General features: G+C 67.3%; 9 protein-coding genes and 2 pseudogenes. 1 reads left to right on the top strand and 10 read right to left on the bottom strand.

What is annotated here, in order from left to right; genetic code table 11:
- The 3 genes and pseudogenes from WAW85_RS14985 to rpsP all read right to left on the bottom strand — a co-directional run.
- Positions 1-166: pseudogene (locus WAW85_RS14985) on the bottom strand (ribosome maturation factor RimM); the annotation flags it as partial.
- Positions 167-180: 14 nt separating this feature from the next.
- Positions 181-423: an RNA-binding protein gene (locus WAW85_RS14990; protein ID WP_422560388.1), complete on the bottom strand. Its 243-nt coding sequence runs from the start codon at positions 421-423 to the stop codon at positions 181-183.
- Positions 420-965, bottom strand: coding sequence for a 30S ribosomal protein S16 (gene rpsP / locus WAW85_RS14995; protein WP_422560389.1), 546 nt, complete (start codon positions 963-965; stop codon positions 420-422). Before rpsP ends, WAW85_RS14990 begins: the two co-directional genes overlap by 4 nt.
- A 269-nt stretch (positions 966-1,234) precedes the next feature.
- Here rpsP and WAW85_RS15000 point away from each other — a divergent pair, with 269 nt between their 5' ends.
- Positions 1,235-1,888, top strand: a complete 654-nt coding sequence (locus WAW85_RS15000) for a hypothetical protein (protein ID WP_422560390.1) — start codon at positions 1,235-1,237, stop codon at positions 1,886-1,888.
- A 33-nt stretch (positions 1,889-1,921) separates the two neighbouring features.
- Here WAW85_RS15000 and WAW85_RS15005 read toward each other — a convergent pair whose 3' ends face one another.
- The 7 genes and pseudogenes from WAW85_RS15005 to WAW85_RS15035 all read right to left on the bottom strand — a co-directional run.
- Entirely contained in the window at positions 1,922-2,992 is a 1,071-nt protein-coding gene (locus tag WAW85_RS15005; protein ID WP_422560396.1) for an amidohydrolase family protein, read from the bottom strand.
- 29 nt (positions 2,993-3,021) lie between these two features.
- Positions 3,022-4,602 carry a signal recognition particle protein gene (ffh, locus tag WAW85_RS15010; protein ID WP_422560391.1) on the bottom strand — a complete coding sequence of 527 codons (1,581 nt, stop codon included), beginning with the start codon at positions 4,600-4,602 and terminating at the stop codon, positions 3,022-3,024.
- A 4-nt stretch (positions 4,603-4,606) separates the two neighbouring features.
- The gene (locus WAW85_RS15015) at positions 4,607-7,003 is read right to left on the bottom strand and encodes a [protein-PII] uridylyltransferase (RefSeq protein WP_422560392.1); all 2,397 of its coding nucleotides are present in this window, start codon (positions 7,001-7,003) and stop codon (positions 4,607-4,609) included.
- Positions 6,978-7,316, bottom strand: coding sequence for a P-II family nitrogen regulator (locus WAW85_RS15020; RefSeq protein ID WP_422560393.1), 339 nt, complete (start codon positions 7,314-7,316; stop codon positions 6,978-6,980). Before WAW85_RS15020 ends, WAW85_RS15015 begins: the two co-directional genes overlap by 26 nt.
- A 44-nt stretch (positions 7,317-7,360) precedes the next feature.
- Positions 7,361-8,695, bottom strand: coding sequence for an ammonium transporter (locus WAW85_RS15025; protein ID WP_422560394.1), 1,335 nt, complete (start codon positions 8,693-8,695; stop codon positions 7,361-7,363).
- A 164-nt stretch (positions 8,696-8,859) separates the two neighbouring features.
- Positions 8,860-10,545: an acyl-CoA dehydrogenase family protein gene (locus WAW85_RS15030; protein WP_422560395.1), complete on the bottom strand. Its 1,686-nt coding sequence runs from the start codon at positions 10,543-10,545 to the stop codon at positions 8,860-8,862.
- A 12-nt stretch (positions 10,546-10,557) separates the two neighbouring features.
- A pseudogene (locus tag WAW85_RS15035) lies at positions 10,558-11,040 on the bottom strand (signal recognition particle-docking protein FtsY); the annotation flags it as partial.

Consider the following 11,040-nt stretch of genomic DNA (forward strand, 5'->3'; position numbering starts at 1 on the left):
GGGCGGCTGTCACCGTGTAATTCTTTTCGCCGCCACCTTGTGGGGCGCGGCCGCGCAGGACGGTCCCGACGGCGAATCGCTCGCCGGGATCGTCGGTGCGCACATTCACCACGAGTTCACCTCGCACGCCGTGGGTTTTGACAACCCGGCCGATCACCAGATCCATCGTGGCGGCGCGGATCAGCGGTCGGTGTCGACGATATCGACGCGCATCCCGCGGCCGCCGACACCGGCGACCAGGGTCCGCAGCGCGGTAGCGGTACGGCCGTTGCGGCCGATCACTTTGCCGAGATCCTCGGGGTTGACGTGCACCTCGATCATCCGGCCGCGGCGGCCGGTGATCAGCTCGACCCGCACCTCGTCCGGATTGGCGACGATGCCGCGAACCAGATGGTCGACGGCGTCAGCGATGACGGCACTCACTTGTCGGCGGCCTTCTCCGCCTCGGCCAGGGTCTCGCCGTCGGCGGCCAGGTCCTCGGCAACAGCCTCGGTGACCGGCTCAGCGCTCTCCGGAGCCTTCGACGCGGTCGCCTTATCCTCGGCGTCCGCCTTGGCAGCGACCTTCTCGGCCTGCTTCACGGCCTTCTTCTTCGCGGTGGTGGCCGCGACGGTCGGCTCGTTCTCGGCGGCGGCCAGGGCAGCGGCGAACAGTTCCTGCTTAGGAATCTTCGGCGCCGCGACCTTCAGGGTGCCCTCGGCGCCCGGCAGGCCCTTGTGCTTCTGCCAGTCCCCGGTGATCTTCAGGATGGCCAGCACCGGCTCGGTCGGCTGCGCGCCAACGCTCAGCCAGTACTGCGCACGCTCAGAGTCGACCTCGATCAGCGAGGGCTCCTCCTTCGGGTGGTACTTGCCGAGAGTCTCGATGGCGCGGCCATTGCGGCGGGTGCGCGAGTCGGCGACGATGATGCGGTACTGCGGGTTGCGGATCTTGCCCAGCCGGGTCAGCTTGATCTTGACAGCCATGTGTCGTGTCCTTTTGTCACTGCGCAATTCAGCGACCCGCCCATTGTCGGCGAGCCCGGTTTTGCGATCTCTGATGGGGTGACCGCCGGTCGGTACATAACCGATCCGGCGAACCAGCGCCTTATTCTGCCAGATCCGCCGCACCCACCTCAAACCCGCGTCGGTTCACGGGCGGTTTCGGATCTGGGACGCGTCAGCCGATAGACTCTCGACCGCCGGGCAATCGCCCTGCGGCAGGACATCAGACGAGGAACGGAGAGCGGACACTCATGCTTAACGCCCTTGCCTATGCCTTCGTGGATGCGGTCAATGTCTTGCTGATCGGCGTCCTCGTCGCGATGGCGATGATGCTCCCGCCTGGAAAGTACCGGCCGATCGCCTTCCTGCTGTTGCTGGGCGACTGGCTCGGCGTGCTGGTGTTATCGCTGATCGTGCTGCTGGCGTTCGACGGGCTCAAGAGCATCGTCGAAATGGTCCTCGACTCCCCGATCTTTGCCATCTTGCTAATTCTGACCGGTCTGGTCACGGCGTACCTGACCCTCCGGGGCGGCGACTCGTCGAAGATGGTCGAACGTATTCTCACACCGCTGAAGACGCCGTCCTGGATGACCGTGGGCGTCGGCTTTCTGCTGGGACTGGTCCAGTCGGTCACCTCGGTGCCGTTCTTCGCGGGCCTCGCCGTGCTGTCCACGAGCGGCATCCCGGTGGCCGAGCGATACCTCGGCCTGCTCGCCTATGCGACCGTGGCGCTGAGCCTGCCACTGCTGGCCGGCCTGTCCCTGGGCGTGGTGCGCCACCGCCCGCAGTCGTGGATCGGCCGGGTTTTCGCCAAAGCTCGCGCCAATCAGGAGCGGGTCGCCAAGGGCGCCGGCTGGTTGGTGACGGTGTTGCTCATCGGGCTCGGCGTCGCCCGGCTCGTCTGACCGGCGAATCACCGTCGAGCATCCCCGCCGAGGTCAGAGCAGGTTTTCTCCGGAGCAGACGATGTGGGTGGGGCGACGCAGGGTCGACAGGTCGTGGGCCGGATCGGCATCGAGCACCAGGAAGTCGGCGCGGGCACCGTCGGCGAGGCCGTCGACTCCGAGCCAGTCGCGCGCCGCCGTCGATGCCGCAGCCAGCGCCTCGAGTGGTGACAACCCGATACCGTTCAGGGCCTCGATCTCGTCGACGATGCGGCCGTGCCCGACAAACCCGCCCGCATCGGTGCCAGCATAGATCGCCACGCCGGCCTCGCGGGCCGCGCCGTAGACGCCCCCCGCGCTGGCATACAGCTTGCGCATAGTGGCCTGATAAGCCGGGAAGCGGTCGGCACCGTCGGCGATACCCGGAAAATTCTCCACCTGGATGAGCGTCGGAACCAGCGCGATATCGCGCTCGACCATTTCCTCCACCAGATCCGGGGTGAGACCAGTACCGTGCTCGATCGAGTCGAATCCGGCGCCGATGATGTCCGGGAGGGCGTCGTACCCGAAGACGTGCGCGGTGATCCGCGCACCCGACTCGTGCGCAGCGGCCACCGCCGCATCCAGTTGCCCGCGCGTCCACAGCGGGGCGAGGTCGCCGGCGTCACGATCGATCCAGTCCCCGACCAACTTCACCCAGCCGTCGCCGGCTGCTGCTTGGCGGCGCACCTCCTCGGCGAGGGTGCCGGGGTCGTCGAGCTCGACGCCGTAGTCCCGCAGGTATCGCTTAGGCCGGGCAATGTGTTTGCCAGCTCGCAGGAAACGCGGGCAGCGCCGATCGTCGTCCAGCGGGTGCGTGTCCACGGGCGATCCGACCTCGCGGATCAGCAGCGTCCCGGCCTTGGCATCCTGATAGGCGAACGCCCGCGCCTGTTCGGTAGTGACGCCCAGCCCCGGCGCGATACCGACATGATTGTGCGCGTCCACCAGACCCGGTACGAGCCATCCACCGTCGGCGACGGTGGTGGCACCAGCCACCGGCGACGTCGAGATGCGCCCACCCTCGACCCAGAGGTCCAGTGACGCGCCGGTAAAGGGATCGATGCCGCGGTAGTGCTCGGCCAGGCTCACCGCTACCTCCCTGATACTGACGGTTACTTCTTCGGGAACTTCAGGCCGGACAGGTCGATGCCATCCAGACCGGGCGGCAACTGGTCCAGGCCGGGCGGCATCTGTGACAGGTCCAGACCAGGCGGCAGCCCGGGCATGCCACCCATGCCGGGCAGGCCCATCCCGGGCATGCCCTTGGCCTGCGTCGGACCACGCCCCTTGCCTTTGCGACCCTTGGCGCCCTTCTTGCCTTTTTTGGCACGCCGACTCATACCACCGCCGCCTAAGCCCATCCTCCCGGACATCTGCGACATCATCTTGCGGGCTGCGAAGAAGCGGTCCACCAGCTGGTTCACATCGGTCACGGTGACACCGGAACCGTTGGCGATCCGGATGCGGCGGGAGGCGTTGATGATCTTCGGATCGGCCCGCTCGCCCGGGGTCATGCCGCGGATGATCGCCTGCAGTTTATCGAGCTGGGAGTCGTCAACCTGCGACAACGCATCTTTCATATCGCCGGCGCCGGGCAGCATGCCCAGCAAGTTCCCGATCGGGCCCATCTTGCGGATCATCAGCATCTGCTCGAGAAAGTCCTCCAGCGTCAGTTCGCCCTGGCTGATCTTCTCGGCGGCTTTTTCGGCTTCGGCGACATCCCAATGCTGTTCGGCCTGCTCGATCAACGACAGCACATCACCCATGCCGAGAATGCGGCTGGACATGCGGTCGGGGTGGAAGACGTCGAACTCGTCGAGCTTCTCTCCGGTCGAGGCAAACATGATCGGCCGGCCGGTGATCTCCCGGACCGAGAGCGCGGCGCCGCCGCGCGCATCGCCGTCGAGTTTGGTCAGTGCGACGCCGGTGAAGTCGACGCCTTGGGCGAAGGACTGCGCGGTGGCGACCGCGTCCTGGCCGATCATCGCGTCCAAAACGAACAGAACTTCGTCGGGGTCGGTCGCATCGCGGATGTCGGCGGCCTGCCGCATCAGGACGTCGTCGATGCCCAAGCGGCCTGCAGTGTCGATGATGACCACGTCGTACTGCTTGTCGCGGGCGTGCTCGACGCCGCCGCGGGCCACCGCGACCGGATCTTCCGAACCGTCGACGCCGAGATCCCCCTCGCCACCGACGGAGGTACCCGGATGTGGGGAATACACCGGGACACCGGCGCGCTCGCCGACGATCTCCAACTGCTGCACGGCCCCCGGACGCTGCAGGTCGCAGGCCACCAGAATGGGCGTATGTCCTTGCTTGACCAGGTAGTTGGCGAGCTTTCCGGCCAGCGTCGTCTTACCCGCACCCTGCAGGCCCGCCAGCATGATGACCGTCGGCGGGTTCTTTGCCAGCGCGATCCGCCGCGTCTGACCGCCGAGGATTTCGACGAGTTCCTCGTTGACGATCTTGACGATCTGCTGCGCCGGGTTCAGCGCACCGGAGACCTCGTGGCCTTTAGCGCGCGTCTTGATCCGCGCGATGAAGGTCCGCACGACCGGCAGTGAGACGTCGGCATCGAGTAAGGCCAGCCGGATCTCTCGCGCGGTCGAGTCGATGTCGGCGTCGGTCAGCCGCCCCTTGCCCCGCAAATCTTTGAGGGCACCTGTCAACCGATCGGAGAGGGATTCGAACATTCCCCTATCTTTCCACCCTTTGCTCCGCGGACGCCGCGGGGGCCGGGCAGACACGCAGCACCGCAGTGACCAGGTCCGTGCGCAACCCGGGGGTATCACGCGGCAGCCGCAGACTGAAGGTGTCGATGACGGTCGAACCGAGGGTCGTCACGGTGGCCCACACGATGTCGGCACGGTGGCGTTCGAGGACCTGGCTGAGCCGGGCCAGCAGACCCGGCCGATCGGCGGCACGCACCTCGAGCAAGAGCGCACCGGCGGCCGCATCGTCGACCCAGGTGGCCCGCGGCGGCGCGAGCGGCGCAGGCAATTCCGCATTCGTGGGCAAGTCGGCGACGACATCGATCCGCCCTTCCAACGCATTGCGCAACCGCTGCCGCAACACCTGCACGTCGGGCGGCCCGCCGAAGACTGGCACGACGACGAAGGTGTTCACCGCATGGTTGGCATGCGACCGGACCTGCGCACTGTGCACGGCGAGCCCGGATGAGGCCAGCACCGCGGCCATCACCGACAGCAGCCCGTGCCGATCCGGGGCAACCACGGTGGCCAGATATGTGGTGGGCCCAGGCCCCGCGGCCAGGCGCACCTGCATTCCGCCTTCGGCGCCGAGCGCCCGCTGATCATCGGTGAGCCGATCAGGGGCCGCAAACTCGGCGCCGCCGATCACGTCCAGGACCCGCGCGGTCAGCGCAGCCACCATGCCAGCGCGCCAGTCGCTCCACATGCCGCTCCCGGTGGCTCGGCCGTCGGCCTGGGCCAACGCCCCAAGCAGTTCCGTCAGCACCCGGCTGTGCCCGAGCGTCTGCGCTACTTCGGCGACCACCCCCGGGTCGGTCGGATCGCGGCGGGTGGCCACCGCGGGCAATAGCAGGTGGTGGCGGACCATCGCGGTCAGCAGTGCCACGTCGTCGGGCCACAGCCCGAGCCGACGTCCGATGCCGGTGACGATGTCGGCACCGATCTCACTGTGATCGCCATCGCGGCCTTTGCCGATGTCGTGGAACAGCGCGCCGAGCAGCAACAGGTCCGGTCGGGACACACTGGTGGTCAACGCGGCCGTGTTGATCACCGTCTCAATGGAGTGGCGATCAACCGTCCAAGTGTGCACAGGGTCGCGCGGCGCGAGGTCCCGAATGTGGTCCCATTCGGGAAAGATCTTGTCCCACAAGCCAATCCGGTCGAGGGCCTCTATGGTCCGGGCCGTCGGCGCACCGGACGAGAGCAGTACGAGCAGGTCGTCGAGCGGCTCGGTGGTCCACGGAATGGTCGGTTCGGGTGCATATCGGGCGAGCCGTTCCAGAGCCGGACCATTGATCGGTAGATCGTGGCGCGCGGCCGCCGCGGCAACCCGGAAAACTAGACCCGCGTCCTGGCTCGGGATTGCCGAACGGGCCAACGCCACCTCGCCGTCGTGCTGTACGACGCCCTCATCGAGGGGTTTGCGCGTCGGTAGCCGCCGTAGCCGGGCGAGGCCGCGTTTACCGATAGCGTTTTCGGCGGTACGAATACCGGTCTGGACCGCGAAGTCCACGGTGCGCGCCGCGTCGCTGAGCAAACCCGCAAGGGCGAACCGGTCGTCCAGGCCCAATGCGTCGGCCAGGTCGGTCGCGTCCTCGGGAACTACCAGGTCGCGGCCACGGCCGGTCACCAAGTGCAGCTGCGTGCGCACATCGAGCAGCCGGGCGTAGGCGAGCGACACCGGAGTGTCTGGCTCGTCGGCCCGCAAACGGGTGAGGCCGTCAGTGAGTTGGGCCAGCGCCAGCGCATTGAGCAACTGCACATCGCGCAAGCCGCCGCGTCCGTTCTTCAGGTCGGGTTGCGCGCGCTGCGCATTGTCGCCGGACCGCTTCCACCGCTCCCGGGTGATGCGCAACACGTCGGGCAGCCGCAGCCTGGCTTCGATCCGCCACAGATTGCGCACCGAGTCGACCATCAGGGCGGCCAGATCGTCGTCGCCGGCGATGAAGCGTGCATCCAGCAGGCCCAGCGCGGCGGTCGGTTCCTCCCGCGCGGCCCGTAGTGCGTCCGGGAGGGTCTTGACGCTGTGATCGAGTCCAATCCGGGCGTCCCAGATCGGATACCAGAGTCCGTCAGCGAGGTCGGCGAGCCGTTCCTGGTACCGGTCCTCATGGAGCAGAATCAGGTCCAGATCCGAACCAGGTACCGTCTCGCGACGCCCCAGGGCGCCCACGGCGACGATGGCGTAGCCACTGCCCGGACCGATCCCCAGTTCGTGGGCGCGGTCGACAAGCCACAATTCGTAGGCGGCGGTGAGGGCGGCGCGCAACGGACGGCCAGCGAGTTGGTCGGACGGAAAGCTCTCCAGAACCGCCGCGCGGGCCGACGCGAGGGATCGCGCTGGCCCGCGGGGCGGTTCAGAGAGCCTCGGTGCCGCGTTCACCGGTCCGCACCCGGATTACTGATTCGACCGGGGTGGTCCACACTTTGCCGTCCCCGATCTTGCCGGTGCGCGCCGCCTCGACGATCGCGTCGGCCACTCGGTCGACGTCGTCGTCGTCGACCACCACTTCCACGCGAACCTTCGGCACGAAGTCGACGGCGTATTCGGCACCGCGGTAGACCTCGGTGTGACCCTTCTGCCTGCCGTAGCCTTGGACTTCGCTGACCGTCATGCCGACGATGCCGAGTTGTTCCAGTCCGGACTTGACATCCTCCAACGTGAACGGCTTGATGATGGCGGTAATCAGCTTCATGGGTAGACCCTTCTCTGTGAGATTTTCAGCCTAAGGCGCGGTCGTCAGACCGGCTCGTAAGCGGTTTCCGCGTGCTCGGCCTGGTCGATGCCCACGGCCTCGGCCTCCCGGTCGACGCGCCAGCCCAACGGCTTCAGCGCGAACGCGATGATGGTGGTCAGGACCGCGGTGTAGGCGAGCGCGACCAGGGCGATCACCGTCTGCACGGCCAGTTGCTTGAAGTCGTGACCGTAGAAGACCCCGGTATCCTTGGCCAGCAGGCCGATCGCCACGGTGCCCCACAAGCCGGAGACCAAGTGCACACCCACCACATCGAGCGAGTCGTCAAAGCCGAAGCGGCTCTTGAGTCCGATCGCGAGCGCCGACAGGGCACCGGCGACAACGCCCAGGGCCAGCGATCCGAGCGGGGTCAGGGCACCGCACGCCGGGGTGATGGCGACTAGACCTGCGACAATGCCCGAGGCCGCACCAACGCTGGTGGCGTGTCCGTCGCGGAAGTACTCGACGGCGAGCCAGCCGATGATCGCGGCCGCGGCGGCGGCGGTGGTGTTGACCCACACCATGGCGGCGGTGGCGTCGGCGGCCAGTGCCGAGCCGGCGTTGAACCCGAACCAGCCGAACCACAGCAGCGCAGCACCGAGCATGACGAACGGGATGTTGTGCGGGCGGTAGGCGGTCTTCCCGAAGCCGAGGCGCTTGCCGATCACGATCGCGAGGATCAGCGCCGCAATGCCAGCGTTGATATGCACCACGGTGCCGCCGGCGAAGTCGATCGGCGCCACGGCCGCTCCCCCGTCCTGGGTGCCGAACATCTTGGCGGCGATACCATCGGCTGACCCCGACAGCAGCCCGCCGCCCCACACCATGTGGGCCAGCGGCAGGTAGACAGCCGTCACGAAGAGCACACTGAAGACCATCCACGTGGAGAACTTGGCCCGCTCGGCGATCGCACCGCTGATCAGGGCCACGGTAATCACCGCGAAGGTGAGCTGGAAGGCCATGAACGCGATCGCCGGGATGCCGGTGTCGGGCCACATCACCACTTCGGTTGTGCCGCCCACCTCGCGGGTGGCGGTCAGTTGGTCCGAGCCGAACAGGGCAAACGGGTTCGAGAAGATTCCGCCGATGCTGTCGCCGCCGGTCAGGGTATTGCCGAAGGACATCGAGAAGCCGAACAGAACGTAGACGACCGCCACTGAGGCCATCGCGCCGAAGGACATCATCATCATGTTCAGAACAGACTTGCCACGGCACAAACCGCCGTAGAAGAACGCGAGACCGGGGGTCATCAACAGCACCAGGGCCGCGCTGATCAGGACCCAGGCGGTGTCGCCGGTGTCGAATGTGCCGAAAACGCTGTCGGGTAGCGCCGTAGTCACGGTGGAACCTCCTCATCTACGCCTGTTGTCGGCGTGTGAGAAGACTGTGACGCGGCCAGGTTTCCCGAAGTCGCGCATGCGCGTTTCGGCAGTGTTACGGAGGACCATCGGCGGTTAACGGTCTGTTTCTGGGGTTGATTTCGACAAGCTCAGCCAGCGAAAGATCAGGCGCGGGCGGCGATACCGGCGAGGTCGAGAGTCGGCTCGAGCGTGCCGTACAAGTGGCCCGGGTCGACGATGCGGCCGGCCAGGAAAGCCTCGGTCACCGTGTCCGGCGCCTGCTCTATGAGCACCGCGCCAGCCAGGGCAAGGGCCATCGACTCGGTGAGTTTGCGTGCGCACGCCGGCGCATTTCCCGGATCGGCGGCCGCCGCGGCGATCAGCTTCCGGGTGGCCTCCACGTGCAGGTCGTAGGCTCGGTACTGACCGAGTGCACGCTCGAACTCGGCGTCAACGGCCGCCACCGACGCCGGATCGCGCATCATTGCGCGCAGCACGTCCAGGGCGATCACATTGCCCGAGCCCTCCCACACGGCCATCACCGGCTGCTCCCGGTAGCGACGCGCCAGGGGGAAACCGGTCTCGGTGTATCCGTTGCCGCCCAGGCATTCGAGGGCCTCGTAGGCGTGCCCTGGGCCGCGTTTGCACACCCAGTATTTCCCCACCGCCGTGGCCAGCCGCCGGAAGGCCACGGACTCGTCGGTGTCGTCGTCGTAGGCGGCGGCCAGGCGCATCGCTGTCCAGGTGGCCGCTTCGGCTTCCACCGGGAGGTCGGCGATCACCGCGGTCATCGCGGGCTGATCGATCAGGGTGGCACCGAACGCGGATCGGTGGCGGGTGTGCCAGGCTGCCTCGGCGACGGACTGTCGCATGCCCGCGGCGCTACCCAGGATGCAGTCCAGGCGGGTCTGATTGACCATCTCGATGATGGTGCGCACACCTGCCCCCTCGTCGCCGAGCCGCCAGCCGAGGGTCTGGTCGAACTCAATCTCGCTGGAGGCGTTCGACTTGTTGCCCAGCTTGTCTTTGAGTCGCTGGATCCGGAAGACGTTCCGGCTCCGGTCGGGCAGCACGCGGGGCACCAGGAAGCAGGTGACATTGCTTGATCGGCCAGATCGGGGCGCCGACGGCTCCGTCTGGGCCAGCACCAGGAAGGCATCGGACTGGGGCGCCGAGCAGAACCACTTGTGTCCGGTGATCAGATAGCTGCCATCGGATTGCTCGATGGCGCGCGTGGTGTTGGCCCGCACATCTGAGCCGCCCTGCTTCTCCGTCATCGCCATACCGAAGGTCGCTGACGGCTTGTCTCCGGCGCTGTATCCATCGGGCCCGCTCGCTCCGCTCGCGGCGCCCAGATCGTGGCTGTATTCCCGCGAGTACACCCGCGGAAGCCATTGCGCGGCCAGCACCGGATCGATCTGCAGCGACGGAACGACGGCGTGCGTCATACTCACCGGGCAGGCGTGGCCGGGTTCGATCTGGCTGAACTGCATGAACATCGCTGCGCGGGCGACATGCGCCCCAACGCGCGGGTCGGCCCAGCAGCTGGTGTGCGCGCCGTGGCGCAGCGCGTCGCCGATGATCCGGTGATAGGCGGGGTGGAACTCGACGTCGTCGACGCGGTTGCCCCACCGGTCGTGCGTGCGCAGCACGGGGGTGTAGGTATTGGCCAGTTCCGCATCGTGCTGAAAGTCCGCGGTTCCTACCAGGGCGCCGGCCTCGGTGAGTGCCTCGCTCGCCCAGCCGCCGCCGAACGCCTGCACGGCTTCGACCAGTGCGGTGTGGCCGGTGTACTCGTTGACTCCGGCGCGCAGCGGCGCCTGGTTGACGACCTCGTGCGTAGCGGCCATCGGGGGTTCTCCTTAGATCAACGCGTCCACGAAGGCGCCCGGCTCGAACGGCGCCAGATCGTCGGCACCCTCGCCGAGACCGACGAGTTTCACCGGTACCCCTAGCTCGTCTTGAATGCGGAAGACGATGCCGCCCTTGGCGGTGCCGTCCAGTTTGGTGAGCACCACGCCGGTCAGGTCCACCACATCGGCGAAGACCTTCGCCTGAGTCAACCCGTTCTGGCCGACGGTCGCGTCGAGTACCAGCAGCACCTCGTCGACCGGCGTCTTCTTCTCGACTACCCGTTTGACCTTGCCCAGCTCGTCCATCAATCCGGTCTTGGTGTGGAGGCGGCCTGCCGTGTCGATGAGCACCACATCCACGCCCTCGTCGATGCCGGTGACGGTCGCGTCGAAGGCGACCGACGCGGGGTCGGCGCCCTCCTTGCCGCGCACGATGCCTGCCCCCACCCGCTCGCCCCAGGTCTGCAGCTGGTCGGCGGCGGCGGCGCGGAA

It is taken from the genome of Gordonia sp. (in: high G+C Gram-positive bacteria), assembly GCF_049299075.1.
Taxonomy (GTDB): domain Bacteria; phylum Actinomycetota; class Actinomycetes; order Mycobacteriales; family Mycobacteriaceae; genus Gordonia.

Excerpts from the sequence above, each read along its gene's own strand:
- ffh (WP_422560391.1), bottom strand. The coding sequence starts at position 4,602 with ATGTTCGAATCCCTCTCCGATCGGTTGACAGGTGCCCTCAAAGATTTG.
- WAW85_RS15000 (WP_422560390.1), top strand. The coding sequence starts at position 1,235 with ATGCTTAACGCCCTTGCCTATGCCTTCGTGGATGCGGTCAATGTCTTG.
- WAW85_RS15030 (WP_422560395.1), bottom strand. The coding sequence starts at position 10,545 with ATGGCCGCTACGCACGAGGTCGTCAACCAGGCGCCGCTGCGCGCCGGA.
- WAW85_RS15020 (WP_422560393.1), bottom strand. The coding sequence starts at position 7,316 with ATGAAGCTGATTACCGCCATCATCAAGCCGTTCACGTTGGAGGATGTC.
- rpsP (WP_422560389.1), bottom strand. The coding sequence starts at position 965 with ATGGCTGTCAAGATCAAGCTGACCCGGCTGGGCAAGATCCGCAACCCG.